Origin of the sequence: Brevibacillus agri (genome assembly GCF_004117055.1) — a bacterium.
GTDB classification, from domain to species: domain Bacteria; phylum Bacillota; class Bacilli; order Brevibacillales; family Brevibacillaceae; genus Brevibacillus; species Brevibacillus agri.
On the sequence record NZ_CP026363.1, the window covers coordinates 2,562,515 to 2,587,551 of the forward strand.

Consider the following 25,037-nt stretch of genomic DNA (forward strand, 5'->3'; position numbering starts at 1 on the left):
GATTCCAATAGGTCGCCTACTGAAAGCGCAAAAAGTCGAGGATCGGGTCGAGGGAGGCTCTTGTGGTCGGGCGGGAGACGGCGGCGAACAAGTCTCCCTTCTCTTTCAGGCGTGGCGGAACGGTGTGTACGGTGTAGTCGCTGGGATGAGACTTGGGCACTTCCTCCCATAATAACGGGGCGGAGACGGTCGCCCCTTTTTTGGCCCGCGTCGAATAAGGAGCGGGAAGGGTTTTGCCGCGCCAGTGCTGCAAGTAGTCGATGTACAGCTTGTCCCCGCGATTTTTCACCATGCGCTCGATGGTCAAAAAGGAAGGGTGCTTGTTGACCAGATACGAAGCGATAAACTGCCCGACCTGTCTCGTCTGCTCGAACGTATAGCGTAGCTCGATCGGGACGTACACCTGCAGGCCGCTTGCTCCTGAAGTCTTGACAAAGGCGGGCAGCCTCAACTCGTCCAACAGCTCCTTGACGAGCAGCGCAGCCTCGATCACGACAGCAAAGTCTTCCGTGGACGGATCGAGGTCGAACACCAGCTCGGTCGGCGTCTCGTCGGCCGCGAGATGAAAGGAAACGTGCCATTCCAGCGCCGCCTGATTGGCCATCCACATGAGGGTGGCTTCATCGTTGCACAGCACATAGCGGACGTTTTCCCACGTGTGCGTCTGAATCCAGGACGGGGCGTACTCGGGAATGTTTTTTTGATAAAAATGTTTGTCGTGGATGCCGTGCGGATAGCGGATCACGGTTAACAGCCGGTCTTTGGCATAGCGCAAGAGATGCGGCGCCACCGTCAGGAGGTAACGCAAATAATCTAGCTTGGTCACATTCGCTTCCGGCCAGAGCGGCTTGTACGGGTTCGTAATGCTGATGGCATGACCGCCGATAGTCAGCTCGTATTCTTTGGTTGCATTCGCCACGATGGCACCTTCCTTTGGGCGGTAGATGTGCTCCTACTTTCTCCCGTTCGCGAAACGGATATGCAGCCCACGGGCGGACTGCATATCTTTCCAGCAAATCACCCATAATACCGTTAGCTTTCCAGTGGCTGGTGATGAGATGGAGTTCAGGAAAAAAAGCAGAATCGAAAAATTGCTGGAGACGATTGATACGTGCAGCTTGCTTGAGATGGAAGGCATTGCGCTTTTTCCGGATTTGGATGACAACGTAGAAGTGTTGAAAAAGCTGTTCTCGGATTGCTCGGATTTTGTCATCCGCGAGTTTAGGCTAAAACACAGTGCGCGTGCGGCCGCGATTTTTGTAGACGGCTTGATTGATACCGCCGAAGTGAACCAGGCGCTGAAATCGCTCATGGTGATGGAAAAGGGCGATGACGACATCGAAGTAATCGAAGAAGCGCTGCTGCCCGTCTCGCAAATCGCGCGGGTGAACGATTACAAGCAGCTTTTGCAGGCTGTGCTGTCCGGCGATACCGGCATTATGGTCGACGGAAATGTCGAGGCACTCACGCTGGGCATCCGCGGTGCGGAAAAGCGCTCGGTCAACGAGCCGGAGGGAGAAGCCGTCGTGCGCGGGCCGCGGGAAGGCTTCATTGAAAACATCCGCACGAACACGTCGATGCTGCGGCGCAAATTGCGCACGCCCCGGTTGAAAATGAAGTCGCTGGTCGTGGGGAGAGAGACGAATACAAACATCGTGGTCGCGTTTTTGGAAGGCATCGCGGACCCGCAAGTCGTGGAAGAGGTTTCCCAACGCATCAGCAACATCGACATCGACGCCATTTTGGAGAGCGGCTACATCGAAGAGCTGATTCAGGACAACGTCTATTCGCCCTTTCCCCAGCTCATGTATTCCGAGCGGCCGGACACGGTGGCGGCTTCGATCTTGGAAGGGCGCGTCGCTATTTTTGTCGATGGCACGCCGATGGTGCTGATCGCTCCCGCCACGTTTTGGATGCTGATGCAGGCGAGCGAGGACTACTTCGAGCGCTTCCAGATGACGACGCTGCTCCGCTGGCTGCGCTATTTGTTTCTGATTATTGCGCTGGTTACGCCTGCGCTGTACGTGGCGATTACGACGTACCACCAGCAAATGCTGCCGACGACCTTGCTCTTGAGCGTCGCCGCAGCTCGCGAGTCGATTCCTTTTCCCGCGATCGTGGAGGCGCTCATTATGGAAATTGCCTTTGAAGCGCTGCGTGAAGCGGGGATTCGCCTCCCGAAAACGGTCGGGCAGGCCGTCAGTATTTTGGGGGCGCTCGTCGTCGGACAGGCGGCCGTGCAAGCCGGGATTGTTTCCGCGCCGATGGTCATTGTCGTGTCGCTCACCGGGATCGCCTCTTTTACGATTCCGCACTTCAATGCGGCCATTTCGCTGCGAATGCTGCGCTTCCCGCTGATGATTGCGGCCTCTATTCTCGGCATTTACGGCATTTTGGTAGGCGTGCTGCTCATTTTGGGGCATATGGCTAACTTGCGCTCCTTTGGCGTCCCGTACCTGTCTCCGCTTGCCCCGATGTCCGTTGGAGACTTGAAGGATGTTCTGGTGCGGGTGCCGTGGTCGTTTATGGAAAAGCGGCCCAGCTTTCTCGGGATTCGAGATGCGAGGCGGATGAACGCAAACTTTGCCAACCAGGTGCAGCAAAGAGGAGGGCACGCAGGAACGACGAGCCGCGGGAATTCAGACGAGGAGGGCAAAGCGTGAAACGTCTCACTCCGATTGTCGTGTTGCTGATGGGAATGCTGGTGGTGTCAGGCTGCTGGGATCGGCGGGAAGTAAACGATATGGCGATCGTGATTGCAATGGCGATGGACAAGGAGCCAAACGGCCATTATCGCTTGTCCGTGCAGGTTCCGCTGGTCAGCAGTCTCGGCTCCACGTCTGGCGGGGGAGGCGGGACGAGCGGAGACAAGACGTACTATGTGGACTCAGCCGTCGGCAAGACGATCAGGGAAGCGAACAGCATGATCCAGTCGCGCATGTCTCGCGAGCTGTACTATTCCCACCACCGGATGATTGTCATCGGCGAGCAACTGGCCAAGGAGGGGATGAGCGACGTATTGGACATCGTGGCCCGTTTTCCCGAAAATCGGCTGACCGCTTATCTCGTCATGACCAAAGGCAAAGGGATCGAGCTGTTGAATGCCCAGCCGCAGTTCGAACGCTTTTCCGGGGAGGCGATGCGCGAGTTGGTGAAAATGGAGGCGATTCCCGTATCGCTCAAAGACGTTGCACAGATGCTCACTACACCCGGGATTGATGCGTTTCTCCCGGTGCTGGCTCCCGTTGACTCGCATCCCAAAGGCAAGTCGAAGGAAGTCGAGTTTACGGGGATCGGCCTGTTTCGCGGTGACAAGCTCGTGTATGTGTCCAAGGCCGAATCGATCAAAGGTCTTCGCTGGTTTCAGCGCAACTTCATGCCGTTCTCTGTCGTGCTCTCGCTTGGCGACAAAGGCCGGCTGACCTTCTACTTTTCAAAAGGAAAGGCCGATCTCAAGCCTGTTTTGAAAAAAGGGCGGGTCCATTACGACATCATGGTGCACGCGACAAGTGTGATAGTGGAGAACATGACGAATCTGGATCTGGAGCATAAAAAGAACATTGCGATGATCGAGGACATGCTCAAAAAAGAGGTCGAGGTCAGCGTGAAGAACACGTTGCAGTTAATGCAAAAGTATCGGACGGACACAATTGGAATGGGCCTTATTATGGCCAGACAATTCCCCCGGGAGTGGCGGGAAACGTACCGGGACCGTTGGAGTGAAGAACTGCCGGAAATTACGTTCACGATCCGTTCCAAGGTGGCCGTCGAAGATATCGGGCAAACGACGAAAAACATCACAAAGGAAGACCGCGAGAATGAATAGATTGTTTTTATGTTTGTTAATCCTGATGCTGGTGTTTTCCTTTTTCGATTTTTTCTTCAAGCGCAAGCAGATGCAGCGAAGGCAGCAAATCGTCATTTATACGATTTACGCCCTTTCCGTGCTCGGATTGTACGCGATCCAATTTCAGCATACCAGGATGATACCAACCGACTTTTTTTTGAACATCCTCACGCCACGGGTGAAAATGTGGATCGACCAGATCCTGTAGAGGAGGGAGCGCATGATACACAAGCAAGTCGTCAATCATCGGCAAATCGCCTGGCTGGTCGGAAGTCTGCTGATGACAGGGATGATGATAAGCTTTTTGCGGTCGGTTGTGCAGGTCGCCAAGATGGATTCGTGGTTCTCGCAAATTCTTCCGGCTTGCTATGCCTTGCTCGTCGCCTATGTATTGTCGGAGCTTGTGCGCGCCTACCCGGGGAAAAACTTGTTCGAGATCATGTTCATCATCTGCGGCAAATGGTTCGGCGGCTTTATCAACTGCTTGATCCTGTTTTATATTTGGGTGATCCTCGCCCTCGATATAAAAGGGGCTGCCGACTTTTTGCATATCTCCCTCTTGCCGGAGACGCCCTTGGAAATCATCCTGCTTGTGTTCGTTCTTCTGTTGATGTACTACGGCAAAACGAGCCTGGAGGTGGCGGCGAGGGTCAACGAAATTTTTTTTCCCGCCTACTTCATCATGTGCCTGCTGCTCTACTTTCTTTTGATGAACGAGTACAGCATCGAGCGGCTGGAGCCGATTTTGAGCACGAGCCTGGATCGGATTACGATAAGCAACCTGCTGCCGATCGGCGTTTACGGAGACATTTTGCTGTTTGGCGCTTTTTTGCACGCCAGCAGCGAGCCGCGTCTCCTGTTTACCGCCATGAAGCACGGAATCATGATCGCCTGCTTCACGACCACGCTTACGGTGCTGATTCTCCTTGGGGTGATGGGCTACGTCATTGCGGGCCGACTCAATTTTCCGATCTACATTCTCGTGCAGCAAATTCACCTGACGGACTTTCTCGACCGGGTGGAAATGATTTTGTTCAGCTTGTGGTTTCCTGCGTTCAGCATTAAAGTCATCGTCGCCTATCTGGCCTTCCTCGTGGGCGTAGGATCGTTTGGCGGACAGTTGCACTACAACACGTACAACGCGCCCACCGGCTGCTTCATGGTGGTGACCTCGCTGCTCGCCTTTCCCAAGGTGTCGGATATCAACCAGTTCATCAGCTACAGCTTTCCGCTGCTTGTCGTGCTTTTTCAGGTGCCGCTGCTCCTGTTTCTGTTTATCGTCGCCCGCCGGAAAAAACGGGAAGAAGGCCAGGCTCTGATTCCGCGAGGCACGAAGCTGCACCGCTTTTACCGGATGATGGTGTGGGGGGGAGTATTCAGCATTGCAGGCTGTTTCCTGACGATCTTGGTCGGGGATCTGCTGCGGGACAAATCTCCGGCGGCAGGGATCGCGACGGCCATCGCCTACATCGTGTTCCTGGTGATCGGGGTGTTGACCAGCTACGGAGAAATGCAGGCCCTCAACCACGGCAAGCAAAGGCTGGGGCGGCCCAAGCAGCAAGGCAGTTTTCGGCAGTAAGGCCCGTCGTTTTGCCCGCCTGTATGCTGGTGCTGCGGTTTACGCTTCGAATGTGCACTGGCGGGCAGGGGAGTCGACGAAGCCCTGGATGCTCGGCTGGCGCAAGGAGTGCCCGTCTGCCCACTCTGCGTACTGAATTTTGGCTGTGAGCTGCGGCTTTAGCCAGATGGTGCCGTTGATGCGCTCCGGCTTGTTATGAAAAGGCATGTCAGCCTGGATCAACGGCTGAATCGTTTCGGTCAAGCTGCGCCAATCGCTGTGGGTCAGCTTTCCGGTTCCGGCATGGCCGATATACCAGAGAGCGCCCTTGGCGTCGTAAAGCCCGAGCAGCAAGGAATTGACCGTCTGATCCCGCATCGTCACTCCGCCTACCACCGCGATCAAATCCCGGTAGTTTTTTTTCTTTTGCCAGCGCGCATCTTTTCCGGCGATGGCATACGTGCTGGTCAAATCTTTGATGATGACGCCTTCCATCCCTTGCTGCTCGATCGTCTGAAACAGCTCCCGGCCACTCGTAAAATTGTCGACGAGCTGCACCGTGGGCGTCGGGGAGATGAGCTTTTGCAACAGGCGCTGGCGCTCTGCCAGCGGACAGGCCGTGACCCATTCGCCGTCTGCGTACAGGACGTCAAAAATCATGTAGAAGATGGGGACCTGACGCTTTACGGCTGCGATTTTTTCCATCCGTCGCAGACCGTCCCTGCGCATGACCTCGTAAAAAGAAGGCTTGCCATCTGCACCAAGCGCAACGACCTCGCCGTCGAGAATGACGGACTGCGCCCGGCAGTAGTCGGAGATTGCGGCGATTTCCGGGTAGTGCAAAGTCCGCTCGTTAGCCTTGCGATTGTACAGCTTGACCGAGTTGCCGTCGTAGTACGTCAACAGCCTGATCCCATCCCATTTGACTTGCGCAATCCAGTCGGGGCCATCCGCGATGTCATCCGTCGTCGTCGGCTCGAAAGGAATAATCGGCGTTAGCTTCATGGTAGCCTCCCGTATGTGCTTGGTGTCTGCCATTTGTACGGTGTCACCATTCGCGATCGTCTATGCACGGGTCAGGACAGAGAGTTTTGATTGAATTTTAAGAAACTTCTTTATTGATTAAGTATTGTATTTGCGTTATACTAGGAAGCAGTTCACGAAACATCATGCATGATTTGAAACGCGTTGGAAACAGTATGGATGGGCTATATCTGACAGACTTTTGACCTCCTATCGTGGTACGTCCACCACAAGTGCGCAAGGAGAAAGTCATTTCTGGATATAGTCCTTTTTTTGTACAGAGAAGAATGGATAAGATTCTTAGTAAGTATAGGGGCAACCAAGTTGCTCGCCTTCACTTTTCTTCATTCTTTTTTCGTTGATCCAGAAATAGACTGTAGTTTATAATTACTGAGGTAATGATTTTGGGAACAGCTTCGGCGTGCGTTGCTGTTGCTGGCCGCCTGTTCCGGAAAGAAGGAATTGACTTGCCGTTTCTTCGCTTTAAAGGCTTTGAAAAAGAAAAGCTGCAATCGGTATCGCCCCTTATTATAGAAGAGTTTGCCCGCATCGCGGAAGTGAGCCAGGAAAAAGTCAAGCTGGAGCTGCTTCTGGTCGAGCAGTTGACGAACAGTCCGTTGTCGCTTGAAATCATGATGTTTCCCCGGGAGCAAAAGCAGCACGACCAGATCGCCAGCACGATGAACCGGATTTTGCAAAAGCAAGGTTTCCAGAACGTCCATATTTTCTTTATCCTGCTGTCGCCCGAGCTGTATTATAAGGAAGGGCTTCCTTTGCAAGTCAAAGTCTCAGGCTGAAGCGAGCAGGTGAAAAGACCGCCATCCCACTGTCGAGGATGGCGGTCTTTTTTGTGCATAAGCTGCTTATCCAGTACAAGGGGCAATTAAGGCTGGGGCCGAGCCATTGGCGCAGCCAACTTTCCTAGGTGTGGCAGGGAAGCTGTCTAATAATAGAGGCTTTCCGTTTGCAAGCATTTGGCACAGGTGCGGGCGAGGGGGGTCTCGACGAACTCATGCGCGCACGCTTTTTGCAAATGGGCCAGTTGGCGCTTCAGACGTTCAAGGTCAACCTCCAGGCGCGCGATCTCTTTTCGCAATTGCAACACATCATTCAATCGTCTGCCACCTCCGGGCGCTTATTTGTACAGTTGACTTCCTTGCTCGCGAAATTCGCGGGCTTTTTCTTGCAGGCCCGCTGCGATGGCGGCAGGCTCGATCCGCTCCTGCTCCTGGGCCTGGTGGCGGATGTCGTGCGAGATTTTCATGCTGCAAAATTTCGGGCCGCACATCGAGCAAAAATGCGCGGACTTCGCTGCTTCGGCAGGCAGCGTCTCATCGTGGTATTCGCGGGCGCGCTCGGGGTCGAGAGACAGGTTGAACTGGTCGTTCCAGCGAAACTCGAAGCGGGCTTTGGACAAAGCGTCGTCGCGCTGTTTTGCTCGCGGGTGGCCTTTGGCCAAATCCGCTGCATGAGCGGCGATTTTATAGGCGATGAGACCGTTGCGCACGTCTTCCTTGTTCGGCAGGCCGAGATGCTCCTTGGGCGTGACGTAGCAGAGCATCGCGGTGCCAAACCAGCCGATCATCGCGGCGCCGATCGCCGAGGTGATGTGGTCGTAGCCGGGCGCGATGTCTGTCGTCAACGGCCCGAGCGTATAAAAAGGCGCCTCGTGGCAAATCGCTAGTTGTTTGTCCATGTTTTCGCGAATGAGGTGCATCGGGACGTGGCCGGGTCCTTCAATCATCACCTGCACGTCGTGCTTCCAGGCGATTTTCGTCAGCTCGCCGAGTGTCTCTAGTTCGGCAAACTGGGCCTCGTCATTCGCATCTGCAATCGAGCCGGGGCGCAAGCCGTCTCCAAGTGACACGCTGATGTCATACGCCTTGAGAATCTCGCAAATCTCTTCGAAATGCGTGTACAAAAAGTTTTCCTCGTGATGGGCGAGACACCACGCAGCCAGAATGGAGCCGCCGCGCGAGACGATTCCGGTCACGCGCTTCGCGGTCAGCGGAATGTAGCGGAGCAGGACGCCGGCGTGAATGGTGAAATAATCGACGCCTTGCTCTGCCTGTTCAATCAGCGTGTCCCGGTAGACTTCCCAGGTCAAATCCTCCGCTTTGCCGTTCACTTTTTCAAGCGCCTGGTAAATCGGTACGGTTCCGACAGGCACCGGGCTGTTGCGGATGATCCACTCGCGCGTCGTGTGGATGTGCTTTCCGGTCGACAAGTCCATGATCGTGTCCGCGCCCCAGCGCACCGACCAGATCATTTTTTCGACTTCTTCTTCCATTGAGGAGCTGACGGCAGAAGTGCCGATGTTGGCGTTGACCTTGACGTGAAAATTCCGGCCGATAATCATCGGCTCCGCTTCCGGATGATTGATATTGGCGGGAATGATCGCGCGGCCTGCCGCCACCTCAGCCCGGACGAACTCCGGCGTGACGCCTTCGCGGATGGCGATGTACTCCATCTCCGGCGTGATGATGTGACGGCGGGCGTAGTGAAGCTGGGTGACCGTCTTGCCTGGCTTCGCCCGTCTCGGCTGATAGCCTTCGCGCGGGAAAGCGGGCATCTTCCCTGCGCTGTCGGCGTTGCGGATTCCGTCGTCCACAGGCTTTGGCTCGCGGCCGGCATAGCTCTCCGTATCGTCGCGCTCCTCGATCCAGCGCTGGCGCACGAGCGGCAGCCCTTTGTTGATGTCGGCGACATAACCTTCGGCCGTGTATTCGCCGCTTGTGTCGTACACGCGCAACGGCGGGTTTGGTGTGGTGCCGTACAGCCCCTCGGTAGGCGATAGCGCAATTTCGCGCATCGGCACGCGAATGTCGGGGCGGCTGCCTACCTCGTATACTTTGCGGCTTCCGGGAAAAGATGAAATGGATGACATAAAAAAACCTCCTTGGCTTGGTTGCACGAAAGAGCGAACCTTGTAGGGAGGCGAAAGAGGCCCGTCGCGAAAAAACGCCACATGGGAACATGCGACGCCAGACGCGAGAGTAGAGAAGAGACGGGTATCCGAAAAAAAGATACGCGTCGCTAATCTGTCATATGGACATTCCTCCGCTGGCATTACCCAGTTCAGGTTCAACGGTCGATGGCACAGTACCATCCTCTCAGCCTGGTGATTTCCAAGCTCCCGTGCTTGTTTTTGGTTGTCGTTGCAAGATTAGGATACCGGAGAACAGCCGTGCTTGGCAAGAAAAAGTTTCCAACAAAAATTGCCACAGGGCAACACATTTTCCCCCCCTCTATACTCATGAATCGGACTAAAACTGTTTCTGTAGACCCACACGAATTGCGTCTGGTACGATGAAATTCGAAAAAACGAGAAACTGCTTTTATACGTTCTGTTCTAAGGCTTTGGGCGAATAGGGCGATTGAGATTTTTTGAGGTGATGGAGTGTGAATGTATATTCGGATCTGAAGCAAGGAGAGCGGGGTGCGTGGGTCAGCATTATCGCCTATATTTTCTGCTCGGCGTTAAAAATAGGGGTTGCGGTGCTGACAGGCTCGGCAGCGTTAATGGCGGACGGGCTGAACAACTCGACGGACGTGGTGGCGTCGATTGCCGTGCTGATCGGGCTGCGCATTGCCCGCAAGCCGCCGGATCGCGACCATCCGTACGGCCATTTTCGCGCGGAGACGATCTCTGCCCTGGTCGCGTCGTTCATCATGCTGTTTGTCGGGCTGGAGGTCATTACCGGAGCGATTCCGACGCTGTTTGATACAAACCACACTGCTCCCGACTTGTTGGCAGGCTGGACGGCGCTGGCGACTGCGGTCATTATGCTCGGGGTCTATCGGTACAATCACCAACTCGCCGTGAAAACGAACAGCCAGGCGTTGCTCGCGGCCGCTGCCGACAACCGCTCGGATGCCTTCGTCAGCATCGGGACGTTTGTCGGAGTGGCGGGCGCGCAGTTCCAACTGCATTGGCTCGACCCGCTGGCAGCGCTCGTGGTCGGGGTGATTATCCTGAAGACGGCGTGGGATATTTTCCGGGAGGCGACGCATCGCTTAACAGATGGCTTCGATGAGGGGCAACTGGAGGAGCTGAAGGAGACGATCTTCTCCATTTCCGGGGTGAAAGCGATCAGCGACATCAAGGCGCGTTATCACGGCAGCAGCGTGCTCGTTGACGTCGTGATCCACGTCGATCCGCAGTTGAACGTAGTAGAAAGCCACACCATCACCGAAAATATCGAAGAACGGATGAAACGTGTGCACAAAATCAATACGGTTCACATTCATATCGAACCGGAACAACAGCTCGCAAAAAGATAAGCAAAAAACCTGTCCGCAAATGGGGCAGGTTTTTTTGCGCAGACGTTATCCGGTAAGGCTAAGGCGTCGCCAATGGCTGCGCGCAAGCCAAGTGTTCTGCTTATGGCTTCGCACCGCACCACCAACTGTTCCAACGCCGCTTTACACAGGAGTGGCTTTTTTGCGGCGAAGCGTTTTCGTTGTCGAGGTCGGACCGGGACTCGGTTTCCCCACCGCTTCTTTGGCAGGGGAGGTTGTCTTGTCCGCTTTCTCCGCAGAAGCGGCCCGTTTGCGCCCTGCTTTCGGCTTCGCGGCTGCCGGGGCAGGCTCCGGCGCAAGCTCCGGCGCAAGCTTCACGGGACTGCCCGTAGTGCCTGCTGTCGAGGCCAGGCTTTCCTTCAAAGCTTGCATCAGGTCGATCACATTCGTGCGCGCAACCGTCGGAGCGGTGGCGATCTCCTGGCCCTCCAGCTTTTTCTCGATCATTTTTTGCAACTCGACGCGGTATTCGTCGGTGTACTTGGCGGGATCGAACGGAACGGTCATGTTGCCGATCAGCTCTGTCGCCATTTTCAGTTCGTTTTCCGCGAGCGGGACAGTAGCCTCCGGCAAGGCGGGCACTTGACTGACCGGGCGCACCTCGTCCGGGTAAAAAATCGTTTCCAGCATGATGCAATGCTCGTACAGCCGAATGACGGCGAGACTTTGCCGATTGCGCATCGTCACCTGGGCGACGGCGATCTTTCCGGTCTGCTCCATGGCGGCGCGCAGCAGCGCATACGCCTTTTCTCCCGTATCTTGCGGAGACAGGAAGTAGCTTTTGTCAAAGTAAACCGGGTCGATCTCCGACAAGTCCACGAAGTCGAGAATTTCAATGGCGCGGCGCGTCTCGGGCGTGATCGCCTCCAGGTCTTCGTCGTTAATCATGACAAAATGGCCTTTTTCGTACTCGTACCCGCGGACGATTTCGCTCGGTTCCACTTCCCGCTGGCAATGCGGGCACATTTTGGCGTATTTGATCGGGGTGTTGCATTCCTTGTGCAGTTGGCGAAAGCGAATGTCCCGTTCCTCTGTTGCCGTAAACATGCGGACGGGTATATTGACCAGGCCGAAGCTGATTGAGCCTTTCCAGACGGTGTGCATATGATTCCTCCAGTACGGACTGTTTTTGTTTATTGTTTGTAGCCGACAAGCGGATGCCGCGAGGGAAATGCAGGCGGGGAAACATTGTCATCGTCGCCAGCCGGCATGGAAATAGCGAAGAACTGTAAACGTAGACAAAAAAACTGCACCTCCAACTGTTAGGTGTATCTAACAATCGGGTGCAGTTCAGATGTAGCGACTGGCTTTTTTAGCTTGTGTTCGCGTTATTGGCCGTGCTTGATAATGTCGGACTGGTCCGCGCGCGACTGCATTTCCCGCGCTTGCTCGACGCCTGTTCCGGTACGGTCGGCAATGGACTGGGCCTTGGACGCTTTCAGCTTTTGCGCGGACGGTTGTTTTTCTGCCATGTCGATTCCCCCTTTTGGAATAGGTGCAAGTAGTATGCTCCCCCTGCGGGCAAAAAAATACCCCCTCGCCAAAAGACGATGGGGCAGCGGTTCAACTCCTCCCGCGCGGGGAGCGTCGGCACGGAATGCTCCTATCAGACACGCCGTGCGCCAAAGTGAACTGCCTTTCAATTATGGGAGAGGAGAAACCGGAGGAAGAGCTTATGGGGAAACGTAAGTCTTCTCCGCGGTTGTCAGCGACACCATTGCGTCGCTATCCATCATGTTTTCCAATCTTTGTGCATTCTATACGCGCAATCCGCCATAAATTTTCCAGTTGCCAATTTTACGGGGGTAGGCAGTTGTGATAGTATGATATCAGCTTTTATCCCTTATAACTTCTTTGAACAGGTGAAATCATTATGCGCGTCATCGCGGGAGAACACAGAGGTAGAAAACTGGCCGCCGTCCCAGGTAGCGGGACGCGGCCGACGACCGACAAGGTTAAGGAATCGATTTTTAACATGATCGGCCCGTATTTTGACGGGGGCTGGGCATTGGATTTGTACGCCGGAACAGGTAGCCTGGGCATCGAGGCGCTGAGCCGGGGAGCGGACAAGGCTGTCTTTGTCGAGCGGGATGCAAAAGCGTTCGCCGTCGTCAAGCAAAATGTCAGCGCCTGCCGACTGGACGAGTACGCCGAGCTTTACCGCATGGATGCGGAGCGGGCGATCCGGCAGTTGGCCAAGCGCGCCCAGCCGTTCGAGCTCGTTTTTCTCGACCCTCCGTACGCGAAGCAACGAATCGTGGAAGAGATCGAGCAACTGCAAGCGCTCGGCCTGCTCGCAGAAGGCGCCTGGATCGTGGCGGAGCACGACAGCAAAGACGCTTTTCCCGATGCGATCGGCGATTGCGTCAAGGATCGGCAAGCGACCTACGGTGATACGGCTGTCACCTTGTATTATTACGATCCGCAAAAGGAAGCGTAAGCACCAGCACACGAAAAGGAGGAAACAAAATGGCGATCGCCGTTTGCTCGGGAAGCTTTGACCCTGTGACCTACGGACATCTCGATATTATCAGTCGGGGGGCCAAGGTGTTTGACAAAGTAATCGTAGCCGTTTTGATTAATTCCAAAAAAAATTCCCTGTTCAGCGTGGACGAGCGCGTCGAGATGCTTCGCCAGGTGACAGCGGACATGGACAATGTGGAGATCGACTCGTTTGACGGTCTGTTGATCGACTACATGAACAGGCGCGGAGCCAAAGTCATCATTCGCGGTCTGCGCGCCGTCTCCGACTTTGAATACGAGATGCAGGTTGCCTCGATCAACAAGAAGCTCGACGACCAGATCGAGACGTTTTTTATGATGACCAGCAACCAGTACTCGTATTTAAGCTCCAGCATCGTGAAGGAAGTGGCGAGATACAAGGCGAGTGTTGCCGATCTCGTGCCGCCAGCCGTCGAAGAGGCGCTCAAGCGAAAAATGGCCCAGTTGTAAACGGGAAAGAAGCCGTTTATCTCGTCTTGCCGCTTTGAACATAGCGGGCCAGCAAGCTGATCGCAAACAGCAGGACAGCTACGCCGACTGCGAGCGTGCCGGAAAAAGCGATCGTCTCCCACCAACTCGTAACGGGGATTCCCGCTGTGGTCGGCATGAAGACGGGAACGCTTTTTTCCAGAAACCACGTACTGACCTTGACCAGCGGCTGCCAGAAGACAAACGTCAAAATCGCCGCCAACACGGCGTGCAGGGCACGGGCGATGAAATAAGGCGCTACGCGAATATCGGTTTCGCTGAGAATGCTCGCCACTTGCGCATGGACGCTCAGGCCGCCCCAGGAAAGCACGGCGCTGGCGATGGCCGCCTTCCAGACCATGGAGACGCCGTCAGGTACGACGCTGGCTGCTTGCGCGCCCAGCGTGACCTCGAACAGCCCGGCGATGATCGCCTGGGAAAAGGCAGGCGGAAAGCCGAAGGGGCCGAGAAAGATGGCGAGCAGCGTGCTAATCATCTGCGTCAGGTGAATGGCGGCAAACAGTTGGATCAAGACGGAAAAGACGATGATAAAGCCGCCGATCATGAACAGCGTGTTCAGCGCGGACTGCACGGCATCGCCCATCAGCTTGCCGAACGGCCGCCCGTCGCGGATTCGCGCGCGGTGCATCGCTTGCAGCGCCCGAAGCGGCAGCGGCAGGCTCGTTTTTTCCAATGGCTTCGAGACGGCGGCAAACGGAGCGTGGAAGCGGGAAACAAGCCCCATGATGATTGCCGACAAATAGTGGGTCAAGGCCAGGACGATCCCCATTTGTTCGCTGTGAAAAAAGCCGATGGCGACCGCTCCCATGACAAACAGCGGATCGCCCGTCGTCGTAAACGATACGAGCCGCTCTCCTTCGGCTTTCGACACGCTGCCCTGCTGGCGCAAGCGGGTCGTCAGCTTGGCGGCCACCGGATACCCCGAGGAAAAGCCCATGGCGAGCACGAAGCCGCCTGTGCCGGGGACGTTGAACAAAGGGCGCATCAACGGTTCGAGCAGCACGCCGACAAAGTGGACCACGCCCAGTCCCATCAATACTTCGGAGAGGACGATAAACGGGAGGGTAGAGGGAAAGACGACTTCCCACCAGATTTTGAGTCCGCGGACGGCAGCTTCAAACGAAATTTGCGAATAAATCACCAAAGTCAGGACGAGCGCGACAGTCGAGAGGGCAAGCAACAGGGTGAAAATCGGTGAGTGGCGTGACATGGAATCCTCCTGTGTCGACGAAAAGATCATAGTACATGTCTACGTGGCAGCGGGATGATCTATGCGTGAGCTTGTATCTTTCCAGTGTGAAAGGAACGGGGAGTGGCCACATAGGCTGTTACAGGAGGTGTTTGCATGACGGCGAAGCGAAAGCCAATCGTGGGAGTGGCGCTAGGCTCAGGCGGAGCCCGCGGTTTTGCGCACATTGGCGTCTTGAAAGCATTGGAGGCGCACGGTGTCGAGATCGACATGCTCGCGGGAAGCAGCATGGGAAGTTTGATCGCGGCGGTGTATGCGAACGGGATCGAGCCGCACATGATGGGAAAACTGGCGCAAAACCTCAAGCGCAAGCACTGGCTTGACTTGACTGTACCGAGCATGGGTTTTGTGGCGGGAGAAAAAATCAAGCAACTGATTAAACTGCTCACCCACGGCAAGCGGATGGAGGAGCTGCAAAAGCCACTGGCGATCGTGGCGACAGATATCGAATCGGGTGAGCGGGTCGTTTTTCGCGAAGGGCCGATCGATCAGGCGGTCAGGGCGAGCATTTCCATTCCGGGCATTTTCGTTCCGGAAAAGGTAGGCGGGCGGCTTCTCGTCGACGGAGGAGTCATCGACCGCGTGCCGGTGACGGTGTTAAAAGACATGGGAGCAGACATCGTCATTGCCGTCGACGTCGCGCAGGTCGATACGCCGATGAAAGTGAGCAGCATTTTTGATGTCATCGCGCAGACGATCGATGTCATGGAACGAGAAATTTTGCGCCATCGGATCATCGCGGCAGACATCGTAATCCGCCCGGATGTTGGACACTATAGCAGTATCGCCTACTCTGGCGTGGAGGAAATTATCGAGCTGGGCGAACGCGAGGGTGCAGCACAGGCAGAGCGCATCCAGCAACTGATTGCGAACTGGGAGGAAAGCGGATGAGCGAGGAACAGCTTTATGGACAAAGACGCAGATCAAGAGCGGGCAGAGGCTTTAGCTGGGTTCTTGCCTTGATCGTTGCACTGGTAGGACTTTCTTTTTTTATCCCGACAAATTACTACGTGACCCGGCCAGGTTCGGCGATTGAGCTGGGGCCGATGATTGATGTGGAGGGCGGCAAAAAGGACGAGACAGGCGCGTTCATGCTCACCACCGTGCGGATGGGCGAGGCCAATCTGGCCTGGTACGTCTACGCCAACCTGTCTCCCGATGCGGAATTGATGCCAAAGGAGCTGGTCGTAAGCAAAGGCGAGGACAACGAAGACTTCGTCCGCCGCGAGCAGGCGGTGATGGACAATTCGCAAAAGATCGCCGAGGCCGTAGCTTTCCGCCTGGCAGGCTACGAGGTGAAGGTCGAGAAGGAAGGCGTCTGGGTGATGGGGACGCTGGACGGCCTGCCTGCCAAAAAAGTGCTGAAGATCGGCGACATCATCACGGCTGTCGACGGCGTTCGCACCGCCGAAGCCAAAGACCTGCTGCAAGCTCTCGCAAGCAAAAAGGCCGGCGATCAGGTGGAAATTACATACACGAGAGATGGACAAGAAGCCAAAACGGTGGTAACCTTGGTACCACTGCCGGAGTCAAAGTCCGTCGGGATCGGAGTGCGTCCTGACAACAAGCAGCAGATCTTCATACCGAAAAAAGTGACCATCGCGTCGCAGGGCATTGGCGGCCCGTCTGCCGGACTGATGATGGCGCTGGAAATTTTGGATCAGCTCGATACGGCGAAAGATTTGACAAAAGGCTATAAAATTGCCGGTACAGGCACCATTTCATTGGATGGGACAGTAGGCCGAATCGGCGGGATCAATCACAAGGTCATCGCAGCCGACAAGGCGGGGGCGGAGATTTTCTTCGCGCCTCAGGATACGCCTGATGCAACCTCCAATTATCAGGAAGCCCTGGCTACCGCCAAACGGATCGGAACCTCCATGCAGATCGTTCCTGTCAAAAATGTTGCGGATGCCATTGCGTATCTGGATGGACGAAAACCGAAATCTTCCTGAGCAAACAAGCTGTCAAGGAAAAATGGTTGACAAAGCTTTTTGCACGGGCTATAATCATCCTTGTTGTGCATGAGGTGAAGTGCTATGAACATTAAGTTAGCAGAGTTGGAACACCGAAAAGGAGAGCCATTACCGTTTCAGTTGACGCTCGACGCAGCGGAGCTGAAAAATCGCCATCAGGAAATTCGCGGGATTACGCCTGTGAACGCAGAGGGCGAGGCTGTACAGCTCGGCAATCTCTACTATGTAAAAGGCAGCATGAAGGCGGATGTCGATTTTGTGTGCGCCCGGTGCCTGAATCCTTTTACCCATCACGCAGCAGTCGACTTCTCCGAAACCTTTGCACTAGCGGATGATCCGGTGCTGGGCGAGGACGAAGACAGCGATATCCTGCCGCTGGAGGGCGACGAAATCGAGCTGACCGCTCTGTTGCAAGAGGACTTTTTGCTTGCGATGCCGACCTTCCCGTTGTGCGAGGAAGACTGCAAAGGATTGTGCCCGACTTGCGGAGTGAACCGCAACGAAGTGGCATGTAGCTGCAAGAATGAGCGGATCGACCCGCGCTTGGCCGGGTTGGCGGACTTTTTCAAGGACAGCAAGTAGTATTCTACCGTTTTCAAGGTGAGGCGCCGGTCTTCGGATGCAGCGTCTCATTTTTGAAGGATGGCATAAGCATTTTGCCTATACTATCCACCCAATAGAGCATCTTAGCATTTGTCAGTTGAAGGAGGTGTAAGGAAGATGGCAGTACCTCAACGGAGAACTTCCAAAACCCGTAAAAGAATGCGTCGTACGCACTTCAAATTAGAGATTCCAGGCATGATCAAATGCGATAATTGCAGCGAATACAAGCTTGCGCATCGTGTTTGCCCAAGCTGCGGTCACTACAAAGGTGTGAAAGTGGCAAAGTAAGCTTTGCTGCGTAAAAAGTGAGGTGAGCAATCACCTTGCTTTTTTTGTGCGCTCATTTCGCTTATCATTACTTATTAATACTTACATATATTGCTTAAAATGTGCAAATGACTTACAATGAAGGAGAAAGGCGAGGATGGAGTGAAATCGTGATGTACCAAGAGGAACGTTTGGCCGCGATCTTGCAGTATTTGCAAGAGCACCAGCGCATCAGCGTGCAGGAGGTCGTGGAAAAGTTCTCCGTCTCCCGCGACACAGCGAGGCGTGACATCGTCAAGCTGGAGGAGCAGGGCGAGATTTTGCGCACGCGCGGCGGAGCGATTTTGCCCAGCTTGAGCAAAAAAAGCTATTCGCATCAGGAGCGGATGCAGCTCGACCTGTCGGGCAAGCGCCGGATTGCGCAGGCAGCAGCCCGCCTGATAAAAGACGGCGATTATTTGCTGCTCGACGCGTCGACGACCGTGCAACTGACGGTAGAATCGCTGCAGACGAAAGACCATGTCATCATCACGAACTCGCTCGCGACAGCCGCCAGTGTGGCGCGCAAGGATGGCGTGCTTGTGAAGCTGCTCGGCGGGGACGTCAACCCGGAGGATCAGTGCGTGCACGGCACCCGTACCATTGAAAACTTGGCGGATTACCATGTAGACAAGGTGCTGGTTGGCGCATGTGGACTCACGACGAGCGGCCTCGTCTCGACGAATGAAGATCACGGCTATCTCATTCGGGAAATGATTCAGCGGGCCGATCAGGTCATCATTCTCGCCGACCATACCAAGTTCGGGAAGAGCATGCTGTACCGCGTAGCCAGCCTGGAGCGAATCGACATGATCGTGACAGACCGCCAGCCTGGGCGGGAGATGGCAGAGGCGCTGGAAAAAAACGAAGTGGAAGTCATAGTCGCAAACGAGTAGGCGACGATTTTTCAAAGAGCGGATAGATTTCACCTGGCTGGCGTGAAGGGAAGCCCCGCGTGACAGCAGGTGGATTTATCAGGGAAGGTTCTTCTTGCGGGAAGAATCTTCTCTTTTTTGCTTGCAAGGACAAAGACGGCCTGCTATCCTAAAAATCCTGACTTTTCCACGAGGAGCCATTCCTGTAATGAAGAAATTTGAGCTTTGAAAGAAAAAAGCGCCTCCTGTATGCTGGGTCTTGGAATGGTCACATTCACTGCCCTAATGAAAAGGAGGACGCTCTACATGAAGTATAAGCTGAAACAGAAACAGAATCAACGGATTACACGAATTACCGAAAAAACACTGGTTGTTGGCGCGGACATCGCCAAAAAGATTCATGTAGCTCGAGCCGTGGATTTCCGAGGCATTGAGCTTGGGAAAGAATGTGTGTTCCACAACGATCAGGAGGGGCTAACGAAACTGGCTGCGTGGATGAAGGAGCTTGGCCGGATACATGAGAAAACCGACATCGTATTTGGCATCGAGCCTACCGGACACTACTGGTTCCCGTTAGCGGCATTTTTGAAGGAGCAAGACATCAGGGTCGTCGTCGTGAATCCGCACCATGTGAACAAGAGCAAAGAACTTGAGGACAACTCGCAGACCAAGAGCGACTACAAGGATGCGAAGGTCATTGCCGACCTGATTCGGAGCGGGAAATATTCAGAGCCCAATTTGCCGACCAAGGAATATGCAGAGCTACGCATTCTGATGAATTTTCGGGAGAAGGTCATGGTGAGCTTGAATCAAGTGAAAGCTCGGATTACAAACTGGTTTGACCGCTACTTTCCGGAGTATCCACAAGTGTTTAAGGACTGGGAAGGCAAGGCATCACTGATGACCATGCGCCAGTTTCCCACTCCAGAGGAGATTGTCTCGATAGGCGCCAGAGGCGTTCTCACACATTGGAAGACGGAAATCAAGCGTGGAGTGGGCATCAAGAGAGCGGAGCAGCTCTATGCTGCCGCTACGGTCTCTATCGGGCTTACCGAGGGGCTGACAGCTGCCCGAATCGAGCTTGCCGCCTTGCTGCAGCAGTACGATCTGTACTGCAAGCAAGAAGAAAGCATTATGACGGAAGTCCTGCAGATTCTGGAGAAGATCCCCGGAACGAAGCAAATGCTGAGCATCCCAGGGATTGGCATTCTGACCGTCGCCGGCTTCTTGGCGGAGGTTGGCGATCTGAACAACTACGACCATAGACAGCAGATCATCCGTCTGGCTGGGCTGAATCTGACGGAGAACAGCTCTGGAAAACGTAAGGGAAAGACCGGAATCAGCAAGCGGGGGCGCTCTCGCCTAAGAGGCATCTTGTTCCGCTGCATGCTGCCGATGGTAGCCAAAAACAAAGAGTTTAAAGCGCTCCACGAGTATTATACAACGCGTAGTCAAAATCCGCTCAAGAAGAAGCAATCGATTATCGCCTTATGTGGAAAACTGGTTCGCGTCCTCTATACACTGGGGACAAAGCAGAAAGAGTATAACGCAAACGAAGTATTGGGGCCGATTCGACAAGCCCAGCTACAACAAAGTGCTGCATAAAGCTTATCAACAAACCTGTCATCTCGCTTATTCACATGTGTACAACCATGACAACGGAAGCACCGGAGAAGCCGAAGAATTAAAATCCATAAGGGCAACGACCCAGTCGAGGAGCTAGAATCGGCCTCCACCCCTTGAGAGGTAGAACGAAGGAATGTAAGGGCATAGACCCAGCGTGACATGGGAGGGTAAACCCCGAGGGCGGATGTGGAGATCCACTGTGCGATCATACCTTTTTATCCACAGTCTGGAAACTGGTGATTGCAGGCTCTATTCCCGCCACAGCCCTTACAGAAATATTTGTATCTCCTTCAATCTTCCGACAAGAGCTTTAAGATGTCAAAGTTAAAAAACAGAGAATGAGCGAGAAAACAGGAGAAAACATTACTTTATAGTGGGAGGAATTTATGGTCTACTGGCGGCTGATTCGCAAAAGCTATCGTCGCAATCTTCAGTATCGTCTCTCTCATCTGGTCAACAATGTGGCGAGCGCGGTTTTCGGGCTTGTTTTTATTGCCATCTGGATGGGGGTTTTGCGTGGCAAGCAAGTACACGGTCCGTACGATGCCACGACCATGGCCCATTACATCGCAATTTGCCAAAGTGTGCTCTGGGTCACGGCGTTTTTGTCTCCAGGCCTCCATGTCCAACTGGGCGTTCGCAGCGGGGCGGTAAGCCTGGACATGATTAAGCCCGTCCACTATTTGTGGTACACCTTGAGCCAGGAGTTTGGCAGGCTGCTCTACAACGCCTGTTATCGCAGTCTACCAATCGGCATTTTGCTCGGGCTTGCAGTCGGCTTCTACGTTCCTTCCCACCCGCTTACTTATCTCCTGTTTCCGCTCTCGCTGTTGCTCGCGGTGTACATCGCCATGCTCCTGTTTTATCTGGTCGGGATCTCTTCCTTTTGGACGACAGAGGTGCGTTGGTTGCACCTTATTTTGATGTCGCTGCTGTTCGGCTTTGGCGGACAGATGATTCCTGTCGATCTGTTGCCTGGCATCCTTGGGGAAGTCGCTCCGTTCTTGCCTTTTGCCGCGATGATTTACTATCCGGTCATGACCTGGCTGGAACTGGCTCCGGCGCACGGGATAGCCGTTCAAGTTTTTTGGGCGGTAGCGCTGACGGCGATCGCGCTGTTGGCGACCGGGCGAGCGAGAAGAAAACTGGAGATTCAAGGAGGGTAGAGAGGTGCTTGGACTTTATCGAAAACTAATCGCAGCCAGCATTCGCGCGCAAATGCAGTACAAAATGAATTTCATCACCAGCGCGGCTACGACCGGGATGATTATGGTGCTTGATTTCGTCGTTCTTTCCGCCATTTTGCACCGCTTTGACAACGTGGCGGGCTGGAACATTTATGAGGTCGGCATGCTGTACGGCATCTCGTCGACATCCGTATCGTTGTATCGGCTGTTTGCGCCAGAATTGCACGAATTTGAAAAGTACGTGGTGCACGGCGAGTTCGACCAGATGCTGATTCGTCCCGTCTCCCCGCTGATGCTTCTGCTCACGCGCAATCTGGACCTTTCGCGCATTGGCGGGGTGGTGCAGGGAGTGGCGGTGCTGGCTGTCTCGCTCGCCGGGCTTGCGGCAGAGGGCAGACCGATTGGGTGGCTCGCCCTGTTTTCGCCTGTGGCGATCATGTCGGGCGGCGTCATTTATTTTTCCATGGCCTTGGCCTCGGCGGCGCTGTCTTTTTGGACGCACCAAATGAAAGACATGCTGACTTTCACCATTTACGCTCCGGCCAACGCCTCCAACTATCCGATCTCGCTCTATCCGGGCTGGCTGAAGTGGCTGTTTTTCTCGGCGCTCCCGATCGCCTACATGAACTACTTGCCAATGCTGACCTTGCTTGGAAAAGGGGGCGGCTGGTACTACCCGCTTGCAGCGCCTGTCGCGGCGACAGTGGCGCTGCTATTGGCGAGAGCCTTCTGGAATACGGGGATTCGGCACTATCACAGTACGGGAAGCTAAGGAGGTTGTAACATGATTGAAACAGCACATATCAGCAAATCGTTTTTTCTGACTCCGCCCAAAGAAGGTCCGTTCGCTTCGCTGCGTTCCCTGTTTTCCCGCGAGCAGCGCGAAGTCAAGGCGGTGGACGACATTTCCTTTTCAATCGAGGCGGGGGAGTTCGTCGGCTACATCGGTCCGAACGGCGCGGGGAAATCGACCACGATCAAGATGCTCTCCGGCATTTTGCATCCGAGTCAGGGGGAAATTCGCATTGACGGCTACAGTCCGCAAAAAGACAGAATCCAGGTCGCTTCGCGCATCGGCGTCGTGTTCGGACAGCGTACACAGTTGTGGTGGGACTTGCCTGTCAAAGACTCGTTTGAAATTTTACAGGCGATGTACAAGATCGACGACCGGGCCTATCGGCGCGCGATGGCGATGTACCAGGAGCTTTTGGACTTGCACGAGTTTTTGGACACGCCTGTGCGCAAGTTGTCTTTGGGACAGCGAATGAGAGCGGACCTCGCTGCGACCCTTTTGCACGATCCGCCCGTTTTGTTCCTGGATGAGCCGACAATCGGCCTGGACGTGGTTGCGAAGACGCGGATTCGCGCGTTTTTGAAAGAAGTCAACGAGACGCAAAAAAAGACGATTTTGCTCACGACGCACGACATGGACGATATTGAGCAGTTGTGCAAGCGGATTATCGTCATCAATCACGGGAAAAAGATGATGGATACGAGCCTGGACGACATGCGCCGCCAAATTGGCCTGCCCAGCTTGATTCAGGTCGAATATCGCCAGCCCCCGCACCTGGAGGCGGAACTGCCGGGGATTGAGCGGATGGAGCTTGCAGGCAATGTGTTGTCCATTCATTTTGACAAAGGCAAAATTTCTTCGCCGCGCATTCTCGCCGCAGTCGCGAACTGGGGCGAGCCGCTGGACATCCAAATGAAGGAACCCGGGATCGAGGAAATCATTCGGCTGATGTACCGCGAGTGAGAGCCACATTTTCAAGAACTTTACTTGTAATTGCCGACGTTCTCCCTTATACTGTTTTGGTACCTGGTATTAAAAACAGCTCGCAATCATACATATCCGAATGAGAATCTTGCTAGGGGGGTGTTTCGCATCGCCCGCTTGCCAAAAAAAGACCGCCAGACGCGCTTGGTGCAGTCGCTGGCGGATAATCCATTTGCGACGGACGAAGATCTGGCTGAGTTATTTCATGTCAGCATTCAAACAATACGTTTAGACCGATTGGAGCTTGGGATTCCCGAGCTGCGCGAGCGGATCAAATCGGTTGCCGAAAAGAGTCTCGATCCCGTAAAATCGCTGGGGATCGACGAGGTGATCGGCGAGATTATCGACTTGCAGCTCGATTCCCAGGCCATTTCCGTACTGGAAATAAAAGAAGAGCATGTTTTTTCGAAGACGCAGATTGCCAGGGGGCACTATATTTTTGCCCAGGCCAACTCGTTGGCAGTAGCAGTCATTAATGCAGATGTGGCGTTGACCGCAACCGCCCGAATCCGCTTCGTGCGGCCTGTGCGCATCGGCGAAAAGCTGGTGGCAAAAGCGCTGGTGCGCAGCCGGAACGGCGACGAATGCAAAGTGCGCGTTGAGACCAAGGTTCAGGGAGAATTGGTCTTTACCGCGACGTTTCGGGTTGTAGAAATGTCAGGGACACAAAATCGGCATGGATGAGAGGTAAGGAGGAGACACGGTTGCGAATTGCAGTTGATGCGATGGGCGGCGATAACGCACCGCGAAGTACAGTTTTAGGGGCGCTTGCTGCCATCAAGGAAAACCCGGCCATTACCGTTGTACTGGTGGGAGATGAACAGGCCATTTGGAACCACTTGCCGCAAGACTTGCCGGCAAACATCGAGATCGTTCCTACTACGGAAGTGATTTTGCCAGATGATGAACCGGTTCGAGCTGTACGTCGCAAGAAAAATTCTTCGCTTGTCGTAGCAGTCGAGATGGCACGCGAAAAAATCGTGGATGCAGCGATCTCTGCAGGTAATACAGGTGCGCTCATGACGGCGGGGTTGCTCTATGCAGGCCGCATGGAGGGGATTGAACGTCCCGCTCTGGCCGCCTTTATCCCGAATGTACTGGGCCGCGTCACGCTTACGCTCGACGTCGGCGCCAACATGGATGCGAAGCCGCATCACCTGCTGCAATATGCGGTGATGGGCAGTCTGTACGCAGAAAAAGTGCTGGGCTTTGAAAATCCGAAAGTGGGACTCCTCAACGTAGGGACAGAGGAAGGAAAAGGAAACGAGCTGACCAAAGCCGTCTTCCCGCTTCTGTCCCAGGCAGACCTGAATTTTGTCGGCAACGTGGAAGCGCGTGACGTCATGCAAGGGGCATGCGATGTGCTCGTTTGCGACGGCTTTGTCGGCAACGTGCTGCTGAAAGCGGTAGAGGGCGCGGCCTCCACAATCTTTTCGCTGTTGAAGCAGGAGTTTACTTCCAGTCTGATTAATAAAGTAGGAGCGGCCATTTTAAAGCCGGGACTCGTGCGCTTCAAGAACAAAATGGACTATGCGGAATACGGGGGAGCGCCGTTGTTGGGCCTGAAAAGTCCTGTCATCAAGGCACACGGCTCCTCTGACGAGCGAGCGATGAAAAACGCGATTGCCAGCGCAGCCCGCTTCGTGCGGCAAGATGTAAACGAAGTCATTGCGCAGGCGCTACAGAAAAATATAACGGGAGAAAGCGAGTGAGGCAG

26 protein-coding genes and 1 riboswitch are annotated in these 25,037 nt (G+C 54.6%); of the genes, 19 read left to right on the forward strand and 7 right to left on the reverse strand.

Translation table 11 applies throughout. The features are described from left to right. Positions 1-16 precede the first annotated feature (16 nt). Positions 17-919, reverse strand: a complete 903-nt coding sequence (gene ligD / locus BA6348_RS12850; RefSeq protein ID WP_005836341.1) for a non-homologous end-joining DNA ligase — start codon at positions 917-919, stop codon at positions 17-19. A gap of 139 nt (positions 920-1,058) precedes the next feature. Between ligD and BA6348_RS12855 the strand changes: the two genes are divergently transcribed. From BA6348_RS12855 to BA6348_RS12870, 4 genes are read left to right on the forward strand one after another with little or no spacing between them, the layout of a single operon-like run. Beyond that, positions 1,059-2,663: a spore germination protein gene (locus tag BA6348_RS12855; protein WP_122952766.1), complete on the forward strand. Its 1,605-nt coding sequence runs from the start codon at positions 1,059-1,061 to the stop codon at positions 2,661-2,663. Further along, positions 2,660-3,826, forward strand: coding sequence for a Ger(x)C family spore germination protein (locus BA6348_RS12860; protein WP_007777694.1), 1,167 nt, complete (start codon positions 2,660-2,662; stop codon positions 3,824-3,826). Before BA6348_RS12855 ends, BA6348_RS12860 begins: the two co-directional genes overlap by 4 nt. Then, positions 3,819-4,055 (forward strand): hypothetical protein, encoded by a 237-nt coding sequence (locus BA6348_RS12865; RefSeq protein WP_007777696.1) that lies wholly within the window; start codon positions 3,819-3,821, stop codon positions 4,053-4,055. The genes BA6348_RS12860 and BA6348_RS12865 overlap by 8 nt, the downstream gene beginning before the upstream one ends. A gap of 12 nt (positions 4,056-4,067) precedes the next feature. Beyond that, positions 4,068-5,426 (forward strand): GerAB/ArcD/ProY family transporter, encoded by a 1,359-nt coding sequence (locus BA6348_RS12870; RefSeq protein WP_007777698.1) that lies wholly within the window; start codon positions 4,068-4,070, stop codon positions 5,424-5,426. 39 nt (positions 5,427-5,465) lie between these two features. Here the strand turns inward: BA6348_RS12870 and BA6348_RS12875 are convergent, their stop codons facing one another. Beyond that, entirely contained in the window at positions 5,466-6,410 is a 945-nt protein-coding gene (locus BA6348_RS12875; RefSeq protein ID WP_005834384.1) for an ATP-dependent DNA ligase, read from the reverse strand. A 485-nt stretch (positions 6,411-6,895) separates the two neighbouring features. On the opposite strand from BA6348_RS12875, the gene BA6348_RS12880 reads away from it, so the two are divergent. Next, positions 6,896-7,225, forward strand: coding sequence for a DUF1904 family protein (locus tag BA6348_RS12880; protein ID WP_025846190.1), 330 nt, complete (start codon positions 6,896-6,898; stop codon positions 7,223-7,225). Positions 7,226-7,371: 146 nt separating this feature from the next. Here the strand turns inward: BA6348_RS12880 and BA6348_RS26710 are convergent, their stop codons facing one another. Further along, positions 7,372-7,542, reverse strand: a complete 171-nt coding sequence (locus BA6348_RS26710) for a hypothetical protein (RefSeq protein WP_165328988.1) — start codon at positions 7,540-7,542, stop codon at positions 7,372-7,374. Positions 7,543-7,563: 21 nt separating this feature from the next. Then, a complete protein-coding gene (gene thiC, locus BA6348_RS12885; RefSeq protein WP_005834379.1) occupies positions 7,564-9,315 on the reverse strand; it encodes a phosphomethylpyrimidine synthase ThiC in 1,752 nt (583 codons plus the stop codon). A gap of 151 nt (positions 9,316-9,466) precedes the next feature. Beyond that, a riboswitch (TPP riboswitch) is annotated at positions 9,467-9,577 on the reverse strand. A 253-nt stretch (positions 9,578-9,830) separates the two neighbouring features. Between thiC and BA6348_RS12890 the strand changes: the two genes are divergently transcribed. Next, positions 9,831-10,712 carry a cation diffusion facilitator family transporter gene (locus tag BA6348_RS12890; RefSeq protein WP_122952765.1) on the forward strand — a complete coding sequence of 294 codons (882 nt, stop codon included), beginning with the start codon at positions 9,831-9,833 and terminating at the stop codon, positions 10,710-10,712. Between the two features lie 141 nt (positions 10,713-10,853). On the opposite strand, the gene ku is transcribed toward BA6348_RS12890, so the two are convergent. Together ku and BA6348_RS26715 are read right to left on the reverse strand one after the other, a co-directional pair. Continuing rightward, the gene (ku, locus tag BA6348_RS12895; protein ID WP_122952764.1) at positions 10,854-11,834 is read right to left on the reverse strand and encodes a non-homologous end joining protein Ku; all 981 of its coding nucleotides are present in this window, start codon (positions 11,832-11,834) and stop codon (positions 10,854-10,856) included. A gap of 224 nt (positions 11,835-12,058) precedes the next feature. After that, a complete protein-coding gene (locus BA6348_RS26715) occupies positions 12,059-12,202 on the reverse strand; it encodes a hypothetical protein (protein ID WP_005834373.1) in 144 nt (47 codons plus the stop codon). Between the two features lie 401 nt (positions 12,203-12,603). On the opposite strand from BA6348_RS26715, the gene rsmD reads away from it, so the two are divergent. After that, on the forward strand, positions 12,604-13,170 hold the full coding sequence (rsmD, locus tag BA6348_RS12900; protein WP_005834371.1) for a 16S rRNA (guanine(966)-N(2))-methyltransferase RsmD: 567 nt from the start codon (positions 12,604-12,606) through the stop codon (positions 13,168-13,170). Positions 13,171-13,199: 29 nt separating this feature from the next. Continuing rightward, positions 13,200-13,682, forward strand: coding sequence for a pantetheine-phosphate adenylyltransferase (gene coaD, locus BA6348_RS12905; protein WP_005834369.1), 483 nt, complete (start codon positions 13,200-13,202; stop codon positions 13,680-13,682). A 16-nt stretch (positions 13,683-13,698) separates the two neighbouring features. On the opposite strand, the gene ylbJ is transcribed toward coaD, so the two are convergent. After that, entirely contained in the window at positions 13,699-14,931 is a 1,233-nt protein-coding gene (gene ylbJ, locus BA6348_RS12910) for a sporulation integral membrane protein YlbJ (RefSeq protein ID WP_026557334.1), read from the reverse strand. 135 nt (positions 14,932-15,066) lie between these two features. Here ylbJ and BA6348_RS12915 point away from each other — a divergent pair, with 135 nt between their 5' ends. From BA6348_RS12915 to plsX, 11 genes are all read left to right on the forward strand, one after another. Then, positions 15,067-15,861 (forward strand): patatin-like phospholipase family protein, encoded by a 795-nt coding sequence (locus BA6348_RS12915; protein ID WP_005834363.1) that lies wholly within the window; start codon positions 15,067-15,069, stop codon positions 15,859-15,861. Continuing rightward, positions 15,858-16,925, forward strand: a complete 1,068-nt coding sequence (locus BA6348_RS12920; protein WP_005834360.1) for a SepM family pheromone-processing serine protease — start codon at positions 15,858-15,860, stop codon at positions 16,923-16,925. The genes BA6348_RS12915 and BA6348_RS12920 overlap by 4 nt, the downstream gene beginning before the upstream one ends. Before the next feature lie 84 nt (positions 16,926-17,009). Then, entirely contained in the window at positions 17,010-17,528 is a 519-nt protein-coding gene (locus tag BA6348_RS12925; protein WP_005834359.1) for a YceD family protein, read from the forward strand. 138 nt (positions 17,529-17,666) lie between these two features. Beyond that, a complete protein-coding gene (rpmF, locus tag BA6348_RS12930) occupies positions 17,667-17,837 on the forward strand; it encodes a 50S ribosomal protein L32 (RefSeq protein ID WP_005834357.1) in 171 nt (56 codons plus the stop codon). 152 nt (positions 17,838-17,989) lie between these two features. Further along, on the forward strand, positions 17,990-18,751 hold the full coding sequence (locus BA6348_RS12935; protein ID WP_005834353.1) for a DeoR/GlpR family DNA-binding transcription regulator: 762 nt from the start codon (positions 17,990-17,992) through the stop codon (positions 18,749-18,751). 297 nt (positions 18,752-19,048) lie between these two features. Further along, positions 19,049-20,335 (forward strand): IS110 family RNA-guided transposase, encoded by a 1,287-nt coding sequence (locus BA6348_RS12940; RefSeq protein WP_197186350.1) that lies wholly within the window; start codon positions 19,049-19,051, stop codon positions 20,333-20,335. A gap of 407 nt (positions 20,336-20,742) precedes the next feature. Next, on the forward strand, positions 20,743-21,522 hold the full coding sequence (locus tag BA6348_RS12950) for an ABC transporter permease (RefSeq protein ID WP_005834352.1): 780 nt from the start codon (positions 20,743-20,745) through the stop codon (positions 21,520-21,522). 4 nt (positions 21,523-21,526) lie between these two features. Further along, a complete protein-coding gene (locus BA6348_RS12955) occupies positions 21,527-22,315 on the forward strand; it encodes an ABC transporter permease (protein ID WP_007777713.1) in 789 nt (262 codons plus the stop codon). 12 nt (positions 22,316-22,327) lie between these two features. Beyond that, positions 22,328-23,299, forward strand: a complete 972-nt coding sequence (locus BA6348_RS12960) for an ABC transporter ATP-binding protein (protein ID WP_122952506.1) — start codon at positions 22,328-22,330, stop codon at positions 23,297-23,299. 120 nt (positions 23,300-23,419) lie between these two features. After that, positions 23,420-24,004 (forward strand): transcription factor FapR, encoded by a 585-nt coding sequence (gene fapR / locus BA6348_RS12965; protein WP_005834346.1) that lies wholly within the window; start codon positions 23,420-23,422, stop codon positions 24,002-24,004. Between the two features lie 20 nt (positions 24,005-24,024). Beyond that, entirely contained in the window at positions 24,025-25,032 is a 1,008-nt protein-coding gene (plsX, locus tag BA6348_RS12970) for a phosphate acyltransferase PlsX (RefSeq protein ID WP_122952505.1), read from the forward strand. Positions 25,033-25,037 lie beyond the last annotated feature (5 nt).